19 protein-coding genes are annotated in these 18,296 nt (G+C 50.3%); 10 read left to right on the top strand and 9 right to left on the bottom strand.

Annotated features, from left to right (window positions below; all coding sequences use genetic code 11):
* The first annotated feature begins 9 nt into the window (after nucleotides 1-9).
* Nucleotides 10-357: a YxeA family protein gene (locus AR442_RS17265; RefSeq protein WP_004393256.1), complete on the top strand. Its 348-nt coding sequence runs from the start codon at nucleotides 10-12 to the stop codon at nucleotides 355-357.
* Between the two features lie 40 nt (nucleotides 358-397).
* On the opposite strand, the gene AR442_RS17260 is transcribed toward AR442_RS17265, so the two are convergent.
* On the bottom strand, nucleotides 398-1,360 hold the full coding sequence (locus tag AR442_RS17260) for an iron-hydroxamate ABC transporter substrate-binding protein (RefSeq protein ID WP_014419277.1): 963 nt from the start codon (nucleotides 1,358-1,360) through the stop codon (nucleotides 398-400).
* Nucleotides 1,361-1,489: 129 nt separating this feature from the next.
* Here AR442_RS17260 and AR442_RS17255 point away from each other — a divergent pair, with 129 nt between their 5' ends.
* Nucleotides 1,490-1,882 (top strand): hypothetical protein, encoded by a 393-nt coding sequence (locus AR442_RS17255; protein ID WP_007407824.1) that lies wholly within the window; start codon nucleotides 1,490-1,492, stop codon nucleotides 1,880-1,882.
* A gap of 50 nt (nucleotides 1,883-1,932) precedes the next feature.
* Here AR442_RS17255 and AR442_RS17250 read toward each other — a convergent pair whose 3' ends face one another.
* Both AR442_RS17250 and AR442_RS17245 read right to left on the bottom strand, forming a co-directional pair.
* Nucleotides 1,933-2,295: a hypothetical protein gene (locus AR442_RS17250; RefSeq protein WP_007407823.1), complete on the bottom strand. Its 363-nt coding sequence runs from the start codon at nucleotides 2,293-2,295 to the stop codon at nucleotides 1,933-1,935.
* 160 nt (nucleotides 2,296-2,455) lie between these two features.
* Nucleotides 2,456-2,842, bottom strand: coding sequence for a hypothetical protein (locus AR442_RS17245; protein WP_014419276.1), 387 nt, complete (start codon nucleotides 2,840-2,842; stop codon nucleotides 2,456-2,458).
* 110 nt (nucleotides 2,843-2,952) lie between these two features.
* Between AR442_RS17245 and AR442_RS17240 the strand changes: the two genes are divergently transcribed.
* From AR442_RS17240 to AR442_RS17210, 7 genes are all read left to right on the top strand, one after another.
* Nucleotides 2,953-3,372 carry a lipocalin family protein gene (locus tag AR442_RS17240; protein WP_007407821.1) on the top strand — a complete coding sequence of 140 codons (420 nt, stop codon included), beginning with the start codon at nucleotides 2,953-2,955 and terminating at the stop codon, nucleotides 3,370-3,372.
* Complete coding sequence (locus AR442_RS17235) at nucleotides 3,362-3,886, top strand: hypothetical protein (protein WP_015240896.1); 525 nt, start codon at nucleotides 3,362-3,364, stop codon at nucleotides 3,884-3,886. Before AR442_RS17240 ends, AR442_RS17235 begins: the two co-directional genes overlap by 11 nt.
* 68 nt (nucleotides 3,887-3,954) lie before the next feature.
* Complete coding sequence (gene yidA, locus AR442_RS17230; RefSeq protein WP_014419274.1) at nucleotides 3,955-4,767, top strand: sugar-phosphatase; 813 nt, start codon at nucleotides 3,955-3,957, stop codon at nucleotides 4,765-4,767.
* A gap of 70 nt (nucleotides 4,768-4,837) precedes the next feature.
* Nucleotides 4,838-5,779, top strand: a complete 942-nt coding sequence (locus tag AR442_RS17225) for a DNA-binding transcriptional repressor DeoR (protein ID WP_014419273.1) — start codon at nucleotides 4,838-4,840, stop codon at nucleotides 5,777-5,779.
* 90 nt (nucleotides 5,780-5,869) lie between these two features.
* Nucleotides 5,870-6,538 carry a deoxyribose-phosphate aldolase gene (deoC, locus tag AR442_RS17220; protein ID WP_004393277.1) on the top strand — a complete coding sequence of 223 codons (669 nt, stop codon included), beginning with the start codon at nucleotides 5,870-5,872 and terminating at the stop codon, nucleotides 6,536-6,538.
* 92 nt (nucleotides 6,539-6,630) lie between these two features.
* Nucleotides 6,631-7,812, top strand: a complete 1,182-nt coding sequence (locus tag AR442_RS17215; protein ID WP_004393280.1) for a NupC/NupG family nucleoside CNT transporter — start codon at nucleotides 6,631-6,633, stop codon at nucleotides 7,810-7,812.
* Between the two features lie 27 nt (nucleotides 7,813-7,839).
* Entirely contained in the window at nucleotides 7,840-9,141 is a 1,302-nt protein-coding gene (locus tag AR442_RS17210; RefSeq protein WP_007407816.1) for a pyrimidine-nucleoside phosphorylase, read from the top strand.
* Between the two features lie 39 nt (nucleotides 9,142-9,180).
* Here AR442_RS17210 and AR442_RS17205 read toward each other — a convergent pair whose 3' ends face one another.
* The 6 genes from AR442_RS17205 to hutP all read right to left on the bottom strand — a co-directional run bounded on the left by AR442_RS17205 (nucleotide 9,181) and on the right by hutP (nucleotide 16,638).
* Entirely contained in the window at nucleotides 9,181-10,599 is a 1,419-nt protein-coding gene (locus tag AR442_RS17205; RefSeq protein ID WP_021494683.1) for an amino acid permease, read from the bottom strand.
* A 70-nt stretch (nucleotides 10,600-10,669) separates the two neighbouring features.
* Entirely contained in the window at nucleotides 10,670-11,620 is a 951-nt protein-coding gene (gene hutG / locus AR442_RS17200) for a formimidoylglutamase (protein ID WP_053285299.1), read from the bottom strand.
* Complete coding sequence (gene hutI / locus AR442_RS17195) at nucleotides 11,613-12,878, bottom strand: imidazolonepropionase (protein WP_053285300.1); 1,266 nt, start codon at nucleotides 12,876-12,878, stop codon at nucleotides 11,613-11,615. Before hutI ends, hutG begins: the two co-directional genes overlap by 8 nt.
* A gap of 1 nt (nucleotide 12,879) precedes the next feature.
* The gene (gene hutU, locus AR442_RS17190; protein WP_053285301.1) at nucleotides 12,880-14,544 is read right to left on the bottom strand and encodes a urocanate hydratase; all 1,665 of its coding nucleotides are present in this window, start codon (nucleotides 14,542-14,544) and stop codon (nucleotides 12,880-12,882) included.
* Entirely contained in the window at nucleotides 14,541-16,079 is a 1,539-nt protein-coding gene (hutH, locus tag AR442_RS17185; RefSeq protein ID WP_025285521.1) for a histidine ammonia-lyase, read from the bottom strand. Before hutH ends, hutU begins: the two co-directional genes overlap by 4 nt.
* 112 nt (nucleotides 16,080-16,191) lie before the next feature.
* Nucleotides 16,192-16,638, bottom strand: a complete 447-nt coding sequence (hutP, locus tag AR442_RS17180) for a histidine utilization transcription antiterminator HutP (RefSeq protein WP_004393292.1) — start codon at nucleotides 16,636-16,638, stop codon at nucleotides 16,192-16,194.
* A 241-nt stretch (nucleotides 16,639-16,879) separates the two neighbouring features.
* Here hutP and abnB point away from each other — a divergent pair, with 241 nt between their 5' ends.
* Nucleotides 16,880-18,286, top strand: a complete 1,407-nt coding sequence (gene abnB / locus AR442_RS17175) for an arabinan endo-1,5-alpha-L-arabinosidase AbnB (protein WP_053285302.1) — start codon at nucleotides 16,880-16,882, stop codon at nucleotides 18,284-18,286.
* Nucleotides 18,287-18,296 lie beyond the last annotated feature (10 nt).

Genomic DNA, 18,296 nt, shown 5'->3' with positions numbered 1-18,296 from the left:
AGTGCAAAGATGAAAAAAGCATTGGCAATCCTGGCCGTCTTGGCGGCCGCTGCCGTCATATACGGACTTCTCTTTTTTCATAATGATGTTACAGACAGATTTAATCCGTTTATTCACCAGCAAGATGTTTATGTACAGATTGATCGAGATGGCAAACATCTTAGCCCGGGCGGTACTGAGTATACATTAGACGGATATAACGCATCCGGGAAAAAAGAAGAAGTGACCTTTTTCGCCGGGAAAGACCTTCGGAAGAACGCGTATTTGAAGGTGAAGGCGAAAGGAAAGTATGTCGAGACCTGGGAAGAAGTCAGATTTGAAGATATGCCGGGCTCCGTACAGTCAAAATTAAAGTGAACATGAAAAGCGGCACAGTGTCATGACTGTGCCGCTTTTTTTATTTTTTATTTTCTTCAGCCCGTTTGATCAGCATGTCGGTGATGATATCCATCTGTTTGCTGACGGCAATCGGGTCATACGGATAGAAGGTGTTGAAATCGTTGATAAAGACACGATTGTGTTTTACGGCATCGAGATTTTTCCAAACGGATGAATCTTTCAGCCGCTCAAATGTTTTGCTTTCTCCATTCGGATTGTAATCGGTAATGAACATATAATCAGCCGCATATTGAGGGATGACCTCTTGGGAAACCTGTTTCATGGCGCCCGTTTTCATGATGTCTTTTTCAATTTTGGCCGGCGCATTCAATCCGAGCGCATTATAAACGGCTTGGCCGCCGCGGCCGGAATTGTCATTGAAAATCCAGATTTCGCCTTTATCCGTCGTTTCATAAAGGCCGACTGTCTCGTCTTTGCCGATCACGTTTTTGAGGCGCTTTTGATTCGCTTCGGCTTTTTTGTTGAAGTCTGCCATAAAGCTTTTGGCTTTATCCTTCGCCCCGGCAATGTCGCCGAATAGGCTGACCGTATCTTTCGTATTCTTTGCGGTGTTAAAAGGAATGACAATCGTCGGTGCGATTTTCGATAGTTTTTCGTATTGGTCATCCTTCATCAGCACGATTAAATCAGGCTTCAGCTGCATCACTTTCTCCACATTGACGGGATTGCCGATGTCCGTGATGTTTTTCAGCTGTTTTTTGATAAACGGATTTTTGAAAGCCCATGAGCCCGCCCCGACGACATTTGCGTCAACGGACAGCAGCTCACCTGCATAAAAGTCAGTGACGATCCGTTTCGGATGTGCGGGTATGTCAATATTTCCTTTTGTTGATTCATATGTACGCATGTCTGTCTTTCCTTTGCCTGATGCCGATCCGTTGTTTTCCTTCGCGCCGCTGCAAGCGCTTAATGCGAAAACAAGCAGAAGTGCCAGGCCGATCAGCCATGATTGTTTCTTCATAATGATCCCCCTATTTCGGTGATAATGATTATCATTATTAATATAGCAGGAAGACGTCATTCCGTCTATGTTTTTTATAGAAAACCTTCCTTGATTATCCATGTTATAGTAGTAAAGGAGGAGGAATGAATGTTGATTACGAAAAGAGGGACTTGGTGGGAAGTGCTGCACAGCTGGTGGCTGCTTCTGACTTTCGCGCCGTTTGCGCTGACCGCTTTCTTGGCCTTTTTCTATATCGGCTACCGGGCCAAGAACAAAAAATGGCTGAAATACGGACTTATCTATTTTATTATTTTAGCAATTGCTTTTGTGCTGCCGAGCACGCCGGGCGTGTATATCGTGCTGCCTTTATGGGTCATCTCCATCATCCACGGGCTGAAAGTGCGGGCGGCTTATTTGATACAGCTTGATGTGTTTAAACAAAACGTCGAAGCAAGAGCGTTTGAAGCGGTAAGGCATGAGGCGGAAGCAAAATTCGGCGGAAAACCCGCTCATCGCATTGATCTGACAAAACAGAGATAAAAACAAATGACAAAGCCGGTATCTCGCGCTTTGTCATTTGCATGACCGGCCTATTGCTGGTATGAGTGCTGCTGAAACGGTGTGTGATGCTGTGTTTGCGGGAATGAAGAAACATTAGCGTTTGCCATCGGTGCAGGCATGTGTCCGCTTACTTCCTGCTGAAGCTGATTGCACACATTCACGATTTGCTGGCATTTCTGAATGGCCGCTTCATGCCCCTGCAGCGCTTGCTGAATGGTATGAACGGCATGCTGTTCATGGTTAAGCATCTGCTGAAGCATTTGAATGTTTTGCTGTTCCTGCTGGAGCATTTGCTTGTACTGCTGACTGCTTTGCTGTGTCTGCTGAATAAGCTGCTGTGCTGTTTGGCGGCATTGCTGCAGCTGATTTCCGCTGTATTGGTTTTGATACATCATGAAGACCTCCTGGAGTGATTGATTTTACACATTTATCATGTGAAAGAATAGGAGAGGCATTCATGCAAGAAAAGGATTCAAATATTTACCTGTTATGTACAGAGCGGAATACAAGGCTCGGCATGGCCTGTCGAGCTTTGTATTCCGGCCCTTTTTCTCAGAAGCCGCCTTCTGTAGCGTGAAAAGGAATATTGAGTCTGTTTTCGACTGCGCGCAGGCGCTGATTCAAACGGTTTAAGCGGCGGGTATGGATTTCAATGGACTGGCTCAGCCGTCTGATCTGCTCATTCATACGCGTGATTTCCCGGTTTTGGCGCTGGTCTTCTTGTGAGAGGCGGGTGAGCTCTCTCGTTTGCTGGGCGTTTTGTCTTTCAAGCTGGGCGACTCTCCGTTCTAAAGCCGTCGGCTGCCGCTCTTCAGACTGAGGGGGCGCATAATAATAGCTTTCCTGCTGCTGATACGGCTCATACTCAACGCGGTTCACTTCGTATTCCTGCTGCTGAGGGAAATAGGCAGGCGGGGTGTAGTACTGATATGGGTTCATTCATCATTCTCCTTATCTAGTGAAGTCTTTATACACTATGTAGTCAATTGCACAGTGCCACGGCATCTGCCTAAGTTACAGGCGTAAAAAAGCTTCAAAGGAAGGTGATCATGTTGCGGAACATACGGATTTTCATCATGACGGTTCTTGTTTTCGGATGCGTCATGATAACAGGCTGCTCGCAAAAGAAAGCAGACGATACCCCTTTTTATTACGGGACATGGGATGCAGGGCTGAAACCGGGCCCGATGGACGGGGTCAGATCTGAAACCGTCACGTTTACGAAAGACAGCGTGCTGACAAAGCAGGTCATTCAAGGCCGCGGCGAGGTTGCCATGCCCTCAGATGTGTACAAGGTGATCTCACAAAACACGGACGGGACGATCGAGATTGAATACCTCGGACATCCGCACCCCGTCAAAAGCACGTTGAAAAGAGGAAAAAACGGTACGCTCATTTGGAAGATATACGGAGAAACAAAAACAATGACAAGAATAAAAACCGGCGGGGAGGATGCACATGAGAAATAAGGCTGCCGACAGACTCGTTTTGACGGGTGTCATCGTACATATCATTCAATGGTTTTCACTGTTATGGTTATTTTTTATGCTTTTTGATCAGTTCGGGCGTTTTACCATTTACAATCCCAATGTCGTCAACGGCAGCATGCAGTCTTTTTCATTCTTTGATATGATGCGCGCTCTTCTGTTTTCCGGCACGCTGCGGAATACGCTTCTGCTGTTTCTGTTTGCGGCAATGCTCATTTACTTGTGGGTGAACGCTCTGTTTATCCTGCTGGAAATCGTTTCTTATATCATGATCAGGCGGAACAGCCGTTCATTATGGGCATACTTTCCCGCAGCGATGGGAATAAAGCTTGCCCTTCTGGACATAGCGGCCGTCCCTTTCTTTGCGGCGGGGCTGATGCTCTTGAAGCAGAAAACAGACGACGGCGGCGAACAAGCTGACAAGGGGAAAAGACGGCCCCGCATCCGGAGGCAGGCCCGTTATACGAAGAGAAGGCGGAGAAACTCGTCCGTTTGATTTTTCATTGAAACGAAAAAACGATATGATGAAAGCATAAGAAGAAAAGGACACAAAGGAGATGCAGGATGTACAAGTTAATCGCAATAGATATGGACGGAACACTATTAAACGATCATCATGAAGTGACGGCTGAAGTCCGCGGGGCGCTTGATGCCGCCAAAGCGGAAGGGGTCAATATCGTCCTGTGCACGGGCCGGCCGATCGGCGGCGTGCGTCGGTATTTGGAAGAGCTGAACTTACAGGAAGAAGGCGACTTTGTGATTGCCTATAACGGCGCACTCGTCCAAAATACGTATACAAACGGTGTCGTGGCCGAGCAGTCATTAGGCTTTGAGGATTTGAAGTCGCTTTACGAGCTGAGCTTACAGCTGGATACTCCGATGCATTACTTTGACACAGCCAATCTGTACACGCCGAACCGGGATATCAGTGAATACACGGTATACGAATCATACATTACGAAAGTGCCGCTTCATTTCCGCACGATCGATGAAGTGCCGAAGGATATTCTGATTCCGAAAGTCATGTTCATTGACGATCCGGACAAGCTGGAGAAAGCGATCGCTTCCATTCCGGAATCATTCAAAGAAACATACACAATGGTCAAAAGTGCGCCATTCTTCCATGAGATTCTTCACCCGAAAGTCAGTAAAGGAAACGCGGTTAAGCTGCTGGCCGAAAAACTCGGCATTGAACAGAAAGACGTCATGGCAATCGGCGATAACGGCAACGACATGTCCATGATTCAGTGGGCCGGCTGCGGTGTGGCAATGGCCAATGCCATCCCGGAAGTAAGGGAGATTGCCGATTTTGAAACGAAATCAAATAACGAACACGGCGTGGCGCATGCGATTCAGGAGCTTGTGCTGAAAAAATAGGCACCCCATCAGAGGGTGCTTTTTTACCGCGTATTTTGGTGATATGATAAGCGGAGAGGGGAGGCGCGACATGGATCGTGAAAAACAGCAGCTCAGCATAGAAGCGGCAAAACTATATTATCAATCAGATTACAGCCAGCAGCAGATCGCCGAACGGCTTAATCTGTCACGCCCCACCGTTTCAAGGCTGCTTCAGTACGCAAAGGAAAAAGGGTATGTGCAAATTCGCGTCATGGACCCATTTGAGGATCTGGACGAACTAGGCGCGAAGCTGGAAGAAAAATACGGGCTGCTTGAGGCGCACGTCGTCTTTTCTCCAAGCGACGATTACCAGGCCATTACACATTACTTAAGCCGCTATGGCGCAGACTATATGCATAAAACCGTAAAGGACGGCGATATACTCGGCGTAAGCTGGGGGACGACGATGTACCAGATCGCAAGCCGCATGGAGCCGAAGCAGGTAAAGAGCGTTGAAGTTGTGCAGCTGAAAGGCGGCATCAGTCATTCCAATGTCAATACGTATTCGTCAGAAACGATTCAGCTGTTCGCCGAAGCATTTCAGACGATGCCGAGGTATTTGCCGCTGCCGGTTATATTTGACAGCGCCGATGTGAAACAGATGGTCGAGCGGGACAGACATATTAAGCGGATCATTGAAATGGGCAGACAAGCCAATATCGCCCTGTTTACGGTCGGAACCGTCCGGGATGAGGCGCTGCTTTTCAGACTCGGCTATTTCCGGGAAGAAGAGAAACAATTGCTGAAAGCGCACGGGGTCGGGGATATTTGTTCGCGCTTTTTTGACGCGGAAGGCAGGATTTGCAGCAGCAGCATTAACGGCCGGACGATCGGAGTCGAGCTCAGCGACTTGAAAATGAAAGAGCGTTCGATTCTGGTGGCGGGCGGCAGCAGAAAATGCAAGGCCATTCACGGTGCCCTCAAAGGAAAGTACGCCAACGTTTTGATTACCGATCAGCATACGGCCAAAAAACTCATTCAAGAATTGTGACAATTCATGAACATAATTTCAATTACCAATTTACATATGTTCAAAATTCGGTTATTCTAAACGTATCCTAGGAAAAAGGAAGTGCATACAATGTCAATTGCAAGTCAAATAGACCATACTGCTTTGAAACCGCATACACAAAAAGCAGATATTTTACAACTGATAAAAGAAGCAAAAGAATATAAATTCGCTTCCGTTTGTGTAAACCCGACTTGGGTCAAACTCGCAGCGGAGGAACTGAAGGGCACGGGAGTTGACGTTTGCACCGTTATCGGATTTCCTCTCGGCGCAACGACATCGGAAACAAAAGCATTTGAAACGAAGGATGCCATCTCAAAAGGAGCCACTGAGGTTGACATGGTCATCAATATCGGCGCATTAAAAGACGGCGATGATGAAGCGGTTGAAGCTGATATCCGCGCAGTAGTTGAAGCAGCTGATAAAAAAGCGCTCGTCAAAGTGATCATCGAAACATGCCTTTTGACAGATGAAGAAAAAGAGCGCGCGTGCCGCTTAGCGGTATCAGCAGGCGCCGATTTCGTCAAAACGTCTACCGGTTTTTCTACAGGCGGGGCAACGGCTGAAGATATCGCTCTTATGAGAAAAACAGTCGGACCGGACATCGGGGTCAAAGCATCAGGCGGCATCAGAACAAAAGCTGATGTTGACAGCATGATCGCTGCGGGCGCGAGCCGGATCGGCGCAAGTGCGGGCGTCTCTATTGTGAGCGGCGGAGACAGCGGCAGCAGCGACTATTAATCAGCAGTGCGGAAGCTGAAAGCTTCCGCCATCCTCTTTCTTTGTTGATGCATAAAAAATTGTAAGCGAATACAAATAAAAGGAGAACACATATGAAGTATCTCATCGGAATTATCGGAATCATTGTGTTTTTAGGTCTTGCCTGGCTTGCCAGCAACGGCAAAAAAAGAATCAGAATCCGGCCGATCGCCGTCATGCTCGTGCTGCAGCTGATTCTCGGTTATATTCTCCTCAACACCGGTATCGGGAATTTTCTTGTCGGCGGTTTTGCAAAAGGATTTAACTACTTGCTGGAATATGCATCAGAAGGGATTAACTTTGTATTCGGCGGGCTTGTGAATGCGAAACAGACGACGTTCTTCATGAGCGTGCTTCTGCCGATCGTCTTTATATCCGCTTTAATCGGAATTCTGCAGCATTGGAAGGTCCTTCCCTTCATCACGAAGTATATCGGTCTTGCGTTAAGCAAGGTGAACGGAATGGGGAAAATCGAATCTTACAACGCTGTTGCATCCGCGATTTTAGGGCAATCAGAAGTCTTTATCAGTTTGAAAAAACAGCTCGGTTATCTTACTGAACAGCGCTTATATACGCTTTGCGCGTCCGCAATGTCGACGGTCTCAATGTCGATCGTCGGTTCTTACATGATGATGCTGAAGCCTGAATACGTCGTGACGGCGCTTGTGCTGAACTTATTCGGCGGATTTATCATCGCTTCTATCATTAACCCGTACACCGTCAGCAAAGAAGAGGATTTGATCGTCGTTCCTGAAGAAGAAAAGCAATCCTTTTTTGAAGTGCTCGGTGAGTATATAATGGATGGATTCAGAGTCGCCGTCGTCGTAGCGGCGATGCTGATCGGATTTGTCGCACTCATTGCCCTGGTCAACGGCGTTTTTAACGCGGTCTTCGGCATTACATTCCAGGCGCTGCTCGGATATGTATTCGCGCCGTTTGCGTTTTTAACCGGTATTCCGTGGAATGAAGCGGTGAGCGCCGGAAGCATTATGGCGACGAAAATGGTATCGAATGAATTTGTGGCGATGCAGACACTCTCATCCGGCGATTTCCATTTCAGTGCGCATACACAGGCAGTGGTATCTGTATTCCTTGTCTCATTCGCGAATTTCTCCTCTATCGGAATCATTACCGGTGCGGTGAAAGGGCTGCATGAAAAACAAGGAAACGTCGTCGCGCGGTTCGGGCTGAAGCTGCTGTACGGCGCAACACTCGTCAGCTTCTTGACAGCGGCGATCGTCGGATTGATTCACTGAACATAAATGAAGGACAGGTGATAGATCATGAGAATGGTAGATCTTATTGTAAAAAAACAAAATGGAAAAGAACTGACAACAGAAGAAATTCAATTTTTCGTAAAAGGATACACGGACGGAAGCATCCCTGATTATCAGGCAAGCGCACTGGCTATGGCGATTTACTTTCAGGATATGACAGATCAGGAGCGCGCCGATCTGACAATGGCGATGGTGAATTCAGGGGAAACGATTGATCTCTCCGCCATTGAAGGCATTAAGGTCGACAAGCACTCTACGGGCGGGGTCGGCGACACGACAACTCTCGTACTCGCACCGCTCGTCGCGGCGCTCGGCGTTCCCGTCGCTAAAATGTCCGGCCGCGGTCTTGGCCATACGGGGGGTACCATTGATAAGCTGGAAGCGATCGAAGGCTTCCATGTGGAATTGTCAAAAGATGAATTCATCAAGCTTGTGAACCGCGACAAGGTAGCGGTCATCGGACAAAGCGGCAATTTGACGCCTGCCGATAAAAAGCTGTATGCGCTGCGTGATGTAACGGGTACGGTGAACTCCATCCCGCTGATCGCAAGCTCAATTATGAGTAAAAAAATCGCCGCCGGAGCAGATGCCATCGTGCTTGACGTCAAAACGGGAGCCGGCGCGTTTATGAAAACGGATGAAGACGCCGTGAACCTCGCCAAAGCAATGGTCCGCATCGGAAACAACGTCGGCCGCCAGACGATGGCCGTGATTTCTGACATGTCGCAGCCGCTCGGTTTTGCGATCGGGAATGCCCTGGAAGTACAAGAAGCCATTGATACGTTAAGAGGGGAAGGGCCTGAAGACTTAAACGAACTCGTCCTCACGCTCGGCAGCCAAATGGTCGTATTGGCGAAAAAAGCTGAGACATTGGAAGAAGCGAGAACGAAGCTTCAGGAAGTCATGAAAAACGGCAAAGCGCTTGAAAAGTTCAAAGAGTTCCTGAGCAATCAGGGAGGAGACGCTTCTGTCGTTGACGATCCGTCCAAACTTCCGCAGGCGGCGTACAAAATTGACGTTCCGGCGAAAGAAGCGGGTGTCGTTTCAGAAATCGTCGCCGACGAAATCGGCGTCGCAGCGATGCTGTTGGGGGCGGGACGTGCGACAAAAGAGGACGAAATCGATCTTGCCGTCGGCATTATGCTCCGCAAAAAAGTCGGTGACAATGTCGAAAAAGGCGAGCCGCTCGTCACCCTTTACGCCAACCGCGAAAACGTTGAAGACGTGACCGCCAAAGTCTATGACAACATCCGCATCTCAGAAAAAGCGGAAGCGCCGAAACTGATTCATACGCTGATTACGGAATAAGACAAGAAAGGCACATACCTCATCAGTATGTGCCTTTTTTTATGGCATGGTTTTATCCAAATGAATGTCACGGACGGATTGTTTCGGCTGTTTCTTTCTCAAAAAACGAATGAGATAGCACAGGATCATACAAGGAATTCCGCAGAAGAGGGCGATTCTTTGATTGGGATCAAATGCAAGGCCTACGCATGAAGCGAAACATAAGATCATGGCGGCGATCGGAACGAGAGGGTATAACGGTGTGCGGAAGGTCAGATCCGAGACGCGTCCGCCGTTTTTCACATAATGTTTTCGAAATAACAGCTGAGACAGGGCGATGCTCATCCATACCACGACGCCGGCAAATCCGGCTATTGCCACGAGCACCACGTAGACCGTGCCCGGGGCGGCGATGCTTGAGATCAAGGATATGCAGGAAACGGCCATGCTGGCGAGCAGGGCATTCAGCGGAATGCCTTTCGGCGTGACTTTTTTGAACCGGGCGCTGATCATGTTTTCATTTGCAAGAGACCACAGCATCCGGGTGGAAGCATACAGTCCGGAGTTGGCGACCGAAAGCAAAGCCGTTAAAATCACGAAGTTCATGATATCTGCGGCGTATGGGATACCGATTTGGGAAAAGACCGCGACAAACGGACTTTCAATCACACCGGCTTCCCTCCAGGAGATCAGTCCGGACAGCACAAAAATGGCGCCGATAAAAAAGATGACCGTTCTCCAGGCGACATTTCGGATCGAACGCGGAATATCTTTTGCCGGATTGGCGGTTTCACCCGCGGTAATTCCGATCAGCTCCGTCCCTGAAAAGGCGAAACTTACGGAAATCATTGCGATGAAAACCGCAAGAAAGCCGTTCGGAAACAGCCCGCCGTGTGAGGTGAAATTCGACAGCATCGGAGCTTCACCCGAACCGTGCAATGAAATCAAACCGAACATCGCGGCGCCGCCTAAGATGATAAATAAAAGGATGGTAACGATTTTGACGCTGGAAAACCAAAACTCTGTTTCTGCAAACAATTTAACGGAGAATGCATTGGCGGCAAAAAGGAGAGCCGCGAAAATCGCGCTCCACATCCAGACGCTGCTGTGGGGAAACCAGCGCTGCATGAGGATACCGGAAGCTGTAAACTCCGATCCCACCGTCACCACCCAATTCACCCAATACATGATACCGACCATAAAACCCGTGGACGGCCCGATAAACGTTGTCGCATACGTTTGAAATGAACCGGTCACAGGCATGGCTACTGACAATTCTCCGAGACACTGCATGACAAGATACATCATCAAGCCGCCGATTAAGTAGGCGGCGATCGTCCCGCCCGGCCCGGCCTGGCTCAATGTATACCCTGTGCTCAAAAACAGCCCCGTGCCGATGACCCCTCCCAATGAAATCATAAATAAGTGCCTGCTTTTCATCGTGCGCTTTAGTTGATTGCCGCCTTGATCAACATCCATCGTGATCTCCCCCTTTTTGCGTGGCGTGAGAATCTTCCGGCAGCCGAGAGCACGCGTGCCGGATTTGACTTTAACGTGACAATTTAAATCCCTTTAATGCATGTAAAATGACATGTGCGGCTGCCCGGCTTGTCATATCGCGAAAATCAAGTGTCGGATCAACCTCAACGATCTCAATACCCGAGATGTCAGCCTCCTGGGCTAAAAACCTGACCGCCTGAAGCAGTTCTTCGGTATACAGACCTCCGGGGCCGATCGCAGGACAGCCGGGCGCATGAGCTTGATCCAGCACATCCATATCAACCGAAATAAAAATGGCGTCGGCTCTTTTTTGAACGGCCGGCAAGACCTCTTGTATCGTTCGGAGGAGCCCTTTCTCCCGGATCATCTCCATTGTATGCACGTCTGCCTGCCGCTCTTTTACATATTGTTCATATGCCAAGCTATTGCTGAACTCCCTGATTCCAAGCTGAATCAGGTTTTGTCCGCTTATGATATTTTCATCTAACAGCCGGCGGAATGGCGTGCCGTTTGTCGGCCCTCCGTCTTCTGTGTTGCGGACATCGTGGTGGGCGTCGAATTGAAAGACGGCTGTTGTTCCTTTCGTTTCCGCAATGGCTTTAATGGTGGAATAACTGATGGAGTTGTCGCCGCCGAGAATGACGGGCACCCAGTCAGGCTGGTCCGTCAGAATGTCATGAATGGTCCGATAAATGTGTTCGTGAGATTTGACGACATCCGTGACGTGAATCTGAATATCGCCGATATCGTACAGATGGTCAATGACATGCTCCCGCAGCTCTGCGGAATATGCGGAAATGCCGCCGAGCGCCCGGCGGATCGCACCGGGTGCAAAGCAGGCGCCGGAATGGCTGATTGACGACTTAGAAAGCGGAACGCCGATCAAAGCCGGCCCTTTGATCGTTTGTCCCGCCCACGCTTCCGTCACATCGCCGATCCTTGTCACATGGCGGTCGTTGAAGAGAGAGCCGGCTTTTTGCAGAAACGGATACTTATCCAAGAGCGGCTCCCTCCCTTGAAACGACCGTCTTTCCGTTCTTGATGACACGGCGGACATGATTGACGCCGTAATGATACGGGATATACATGTAATTCGGCGCTTCCCAAATGACAATATCAGCCGCCCGTCCGGCTTTAATTTGTCCGGCCTCTTCGCCTTTTCCGATCGCATACGCGGCATTAACGGTGACAGCATGCCAGATTTCTTCTGCGGTCATTTTTAAATGAAGCGCGGCAATCGACATGATGAGCTGGAGATTTTCCGTCGGTGAGCTGCCCGGGTTGAAGTCAGTCGCCAAACTGACCCGTACGCCCGCATCAATCATCTTCCGGGCTCTCGCGTAAGTGTGTTTGCCGAGATAGAAAGTTGTGCCCGGCAGCAGGACGGCGATCGTTCCGGACTCCGCTAGCTTTTCGATGCCTTCGTCAGACGCCCCCACCAAATGATCGGCAGAAACAGCATGCAGTTCTGCCGCCAATTCCGCGCCGCCGAGCGGGTCAATCTCATCAGCATGGATTTTCAGGCCGAAACCAGCTTCAGACGCCTTTTTCAGGTAGTCCCGCGACTGGCTGACGGTAAAGACGCCTGTTTCTGTGAAAATATCGGCAAATTGCGCGAGGCCTTTTTCTTTTATTTCAGGCAAAAGCTGCAGCATGCGATTCAGAAATTCGTCAGGGCTGTTCCGGTACTCAGGCGGAATGGCGTGTGCCCCCATAAAGGTCGTGACAAGGTCGACCGGCTGGCGCCCGCCCAGTTTTTTCGCCGCGGTCAGCTGTTTCAGCTCCGTGTCTTTGTCGAGTCCGTACCCGCTTTTTACTTCCGCGGTCGTGATGCCGTATGACAGCATGCGTCCGAGGTGGAAAAGCCCTTTTTCAATCAGTTCTTCTTCGGAGGCGGCTTTCGTGTCTTTGACCGTTGACAAAATACCGCCGCCTTGCGCCAGAATATCCAAATAGGACATGCCCTGAATTTTTAAATTCAGTTCTTTTTCCCGGGACCCTCCGAATACAAGATGGGTATGGGGATCGACGAGGCCGGGGGTGACGAGCCGTCCCCCGCAGTCGATGATGTCTCTTGCCTCGTATCCTTCCTCCGCTCCTTGATGTCCGGCAAAAACAATGCGCCCGTCGTGAATGCCGATGACGGCATCTTCCGTGACATGAAGATCCTGCATGCTTCCGCCTGATCGGGGGCCGCCGGATTCCATCGTCAGCAGCTGGCCGATGTTGGTGAGTATGGTATCTATTTGTTTCGGCATGTTACCGCTCCTTTTTCATCGGTATCATAATGTCTTGTTCCTCGGCGACTTGAGCCGCTTTTTCATAACCTGCGTCCGCATGGCGGATGATGCCCATTCCCGGATCGCTTGTCAGAACGCGGGAAAGCCGTTGTTCCGCAAGGATGCTGCCGTCGGCGACCGCGACCATTCCCGCGTGAAGGGAATACCCCATGCCGACGCCCCCGCCGTGGTGAAAAGAAACCCAGCTTGCGCCTGAGGCCGTGTTGATCAGCGCGTTCAGCACCGCCCAATCGCCGACCGCGTCGCTTCCGTCCTTCATCGCTTCTGTTTCCCGATTCGGAGAGGCGACAGATCCGCAGTCTAAATGGTCTCTTCCGATGACGATCGGGGCTTTCAGCTCGCCGTTTCTGACCAATTCATTGATGGCGAGCCCCATCTTTTCCCGTTCACCGTAGCCGAGCCAGCAAATACGGGACGGCAGGCCTTGGAATGTGACTTTTTTCTGTGCCATGTCAATCCAGCGGTGAAGGGCTTGATTTTCTGGAAACAGCTCTTTTAATAAAGCGTCCGTGCGGTATATATCTTCAGGGTCTCCCGACAGCGCAGCCCAGCGGAACGGCCCTTTTCCTTCACAAAATAAAGGCCGGATGTAGGCGGGAACGAATCCCGGAAAATCAAAAGCATCGGCGAGACCCTCATCATTGGCAACTTGACGGATATTGTTGCCGTAATCGAAGACGATAGCCCCTTTTTTCTTGAAGGCAAGCATGGCTTCCACATGCTTTTTCATACTTTGCTTGGATAGCCTTACGTATAAATCGGGCTGATCCCGGCGCAGACGCCCGGCCTCTTCAAGTGAGTATCCTGCCGGAATATAGCCGATCAGCGGGTCGTGAGCGGATGTCTGATCGGTCACGATGTCAATATGGACGCCGCGGTTCAAAAGCTCATGATGCACCTCAGCCGCATTGCCGAGAAGGCCGATCGATAAAGGTTCTCCGGCTTGTCTGGCTGCTTCGGCCCAGCGCAGCGCTTCGTCAATTGATGCGGTTTTACGGTCGCAATAGTTTGTTTCCATCCGTTTATCAATCCGTGTTTCATCCGCTTCAACGGCGATGACGACGCCATCATTCATCGTGACGGACAGCGGCTGGGCGCCTCCCATTCCGCCAAGACCGGCCGTCAGCGTAAGGGTTCCTTTCAGACTGCCGCCGAAATGCTGTCTCGCAAGCTCCGCAAAGGTTTCATAGGTGCCTTGCAAAATGCCTTGTGAGCCGATATAAATCCAGCTGCCGGCCGTCATCTGCCCGTACATCATCAGCCCTTTTTTCTCAAGGTCATGGAAATGTTCCCAATCCGCCCATTTCGGCACGAGAACCGAATTAGCCAGCAGGACGCGGGGGGCGCGGCTGTGCGTGCGGAACAGTCCGACCGGTTTCCCGGATTGGATCAGCAGTGTTTCATCATCTTTTAACGTTTTGAGGGAACGCTCAATCGCGTGAAAAGCATCCCAGTTTCGCGCGGCCTTGCCTATGCCGCCGTATACGATCAGATCCTCCGGCTTTTCGGCAACCTCCGGGTCAAGGTTGTTTCGGAGCATGCGGAGCACGGCTTCCTGCTCCCATCCTAAGCATTCAAGTTCGGTGCCGCGGCCGGCGCGGATTGATTTCTTTACATCAGTCATCTTGTCAGTCCTCCTTCATTGGTCATCAGTTTTTGGTGATGCTCATTCGGCAGAAAAGACTCCTTCTTCAGCCAGTCACTCAGATGCTCGATGTCATAAGAAAACACGCGGTCTTCTTGTATGGACGGCACGATGTTTCTCATTTCGTGATAGAGCTGTTTTGTGTACGAGGCGCAATGTTCCGCACCCCGGTATTCCACGGCCTGCAGCGCGCAAATGGCTTCAACGGCAAGCACCCGTCTCGTATTCGCAATGATCTGGTAGGCGTGCCTTGAGGCGATGGTTCCCATGCTGACGTGATCCTCCTGGTTTGCCGATGAAGGAATGGAATCGACACTGGCGGGATGGGCCAGGGTTTTATTTTCTGACACGAGGGAGGCCGCCGCATATTGCATGATCATCGCTCCGGATTGTAAGCCGGGCTGAGGGCTCAGAAAGGGCGGCAGGTCATTCAGCTGCGGATTCACAAGCCGTTCGATACGGCGTTCAGAAATATTCGCAAGTTCGGCCGCCGCTACTTTGAGAAAATCCATGGCAAAGGCGATCGGCTGTCCGTGAAAGTTTCCGCCTGAGATGATTTTGGCGCCGTCTTCGAAAATGAGCGGGTTATCTGTCGCGGCATTCATCTCAATTTCTAATTTTTCTTTTACATACGCTAATGTCTGCCATGATGCGCCGTGGACTTGAGGAATACAGCGGATCGAATAGGCGTCCTGGACACGCAGCTCCCCTTGGACGGTCGTCAGCTTGCTGTCTGACAAGTAATAGCGGATTCGCTCTGCGACATCCATCTGTTCCTGATAACCGCGGGCGGCATGAATGTCCTCGTCGAACGCATCGATAATGCCCTGAAGGCCTTCGATCGTTAAGCTCGCGATCCGTTCCGATTGATAGGCCAGTTTTTCGGCTTCGAGGTAAGCGATCAGCCCCATTGCGGTCATGGCCTGCGTTCCGTTGATCAGCGCGAGCCCTTCCTTAGAGGTCAGGACGGCCGGCTGAAGGTTTGTCTTTTCTAAAGCATGAGCTGTCGGCATCCGGGCCCCTTCGTAAAAGACTTCGCCTTGCCCGATAAGCGCCAGTGCAAGATGAGAAAGCGGCGCCAAATCTCCGCTCGCCCCTAGTGACCCTTGCTGCGGGATGACCGGGTGAATGCGATGATTGAGATACGCGAGCAGTTGATCAATCAGCTCAGTCCGCACGCCGGAAAAGCCTTTCAGCAAGGCATTGGCTCGCAAAAGCAGCATGGCCCGCGATACAGATTCCGGAAACGGATCACCGACGCCGCACGCGTGAGAAAGAATCAGATTCAGCTGCAGATCCGCGGCGTCTTCTTTTTGAATCAGCACATCGCTGAACTTGCCGAACCCCGTTGTAATCCCGTAAATGGTCTTCTCCTCCTGAACGATCCGTTCAACCGCCGCCCTGCTTTTTTTCACACGTTCCATGCTTTCGGCAGATGCCTGAACCTCTTCAAAATCAAACAGCACACGCTGGGCATCTGCGGTTGTCAGTGAGGAACCGTCTAACGTTACCATCATTTCAACCCCTTTTCCTTTACTTTGGTAAAGCGCCCATACAAAAAGGAGCTATGCCATGAAAATGATGTTTCACGCATAGCCCCCTATCATCTGAAATCTATGGGCTGATTCATATGTGATTAATACCGACTCCGAATGTTTCGTGCTCAAGCCCCTTAATCGGAGCTCCGATCGTGCCGTAAAGTGAAACGGCGATCCAATCGCCTTCCGCCTCGCTTTCATACGGATTTCCCCGCAAGACGGCAAACTTCAGGCCCACGGTACGAAGCAGCGAGCCAAGCAGCATTTCGCCCCGCGTCACTCCGTGCAAAGCTTCCATTGTGGCATGATACAGCGCATGTGATTCGCGATAACCCTCAGATTGAATGACGCCGCTCTTTTTGGAAGCGGTTTCAATTGCAGCTACCACCTTATGCGCATCCATTGAACCCACCCTGCCGAGACAGACTTTCCAGCCGTCCCGTTCCAGCCGGCTGATCTGCTGGTTTTCTTCAGTCTCATGAAGCAGAAGAAGGACGGACAGTCGCCCGATGCGGCGGTCTTTGTGTAAGGTCATATATGCTTCACTCAATTCTTAAATATTCTGATAACTAGTAACTGTTTTTTATATTAAGTGTTTGCGAATCAGAAGTCAAAACTTTTTTTCCAGTCTTTCACAAATCAGATTGCTATCGAAGTAAAGCGGTACATCGTGAAGCCGGCGCTGTTGATCACATATTTCCGCCATCCGCATCATAAAATGGAGCGTTGTCTTGAAAGCGTTTTAAGAAAAGAAGAGAGCGAGGAGATTTCAGAAAATGAAAACCAGTTTCTTTCGTGTGTGCCTGGTCTCAGCAGCGGTCATCGGGTTCACTCTGCCGCAGGCAAAAGCCCAGCATCCGGTTTTTTCAGAGGTCAGCGTGCATGATCCGTCCGTCATCAAAACAGGAGATACATATTATGTATTCGGCTCGCATTTGGCTTCCGCCAAGTCGAAAAACCTGATGCAGTGGCAGCAGATATCTTCAAGCGTCAATCCCAATAATCCCCTGATCCCGAATGTCTACACCGAATTAAAAGAGACATTCGACTGGGCCCAGTCTGATACGCTGTGGGCGCCGGACGTCGCCCAGCTGGCTGACGGGAAATATTACATGTACTATAACGCCTGTAAAGGAGACTCGCCGCGATCCGCTCTCGGTGTCGCCGTGAGTGACAAAATCGAAGGACCCTACAAAAACAAAGGCATCTTTTTGAAATCAGGCATGGAAGGAAAAAGCGAAGACGGCACGACGTATCATGCAAACGTTCACCCGAACGTCGTAGATCCGCAAACGTTTTTTGACCATAAAGGCAAGCTCTGGATGGTGTACGGCTCTTACTCCGGCGGAATTTTCATACTGGAAATGAATCCGAAAACCGGTTTCCCGCTCCCTAACCAAGGCTACGGAAAAAAACTGCTCGGCGGAAATCACAGCAGAATCGAAGGCCCGTACATCAGCTACAATCCGGAAACGAAATATTACTATCTGTATCTGTCATTCGGCGGACTTGACACAGCCGGCGGTTACAATATGCGTGTGGCGCGCTCTAAAAATCCGGACGGTCCGTACTATGACGCCGCAGGTCATAACATGCTTGATGCTAAAGGAAAAGACGGCAGTTTCTTCGACGACAAAGCAATTGAACCGTACGGGGTTAAACTCATGGGCGGCTATAGCTTCGCCTCACAATCTGAAAAAGGCACGGGCTACGTATCGCCGGGACACAACTCCGTGTTTTACGACGGGAAAACGAAACGATCATACCTCATTTTCCACACCCGTTTCCCGAACAGAGGAGAAGAGCATGAAGTCAGAGTGCATCGGCTGTACATGAACAAAGACGGATGGCCCGTTGCAGCGCCATACCGCTATGCGGGAGAACCGGATACACACATTCCGGCGGCCGCCGCATCCGGAACTTACAAACTCATCCAGCACGGAAAAGACATTACAGCTACGATCAAAACCCCAAAAAACATCCGGCTTAACAACGACGGCACCATTTCCGGGGAAATGACCGGAACCTGGACAATAACGGACAGCAGCAAAGCCCGAATCAACCTGAACGGCACAAATTATGACGGCGTCTTCCTGAAAGAATGGGACTCAGCGAGAGAGAAAGAAGTTGTGACGTTTAGTGTGCTGAGCGGTGATGGGGAGGCTGTTTGGGGAGTGAAGTGACTTTGCAATG

It is taken from the genome of Bacillus velezensis (assembly GCF_001461825.1).
GTDB classification, from domain to species: Bacteria; Bacillota; Bacilli; order Bacillales; family Bacillaceae; genus Bacillus; species Bacillus velezensis.
The sequence above is the reverse complement of the archived record's forward strand: the minus strand, read 5'-3'. Positions and strand labels throughout refer to the sequence as shown.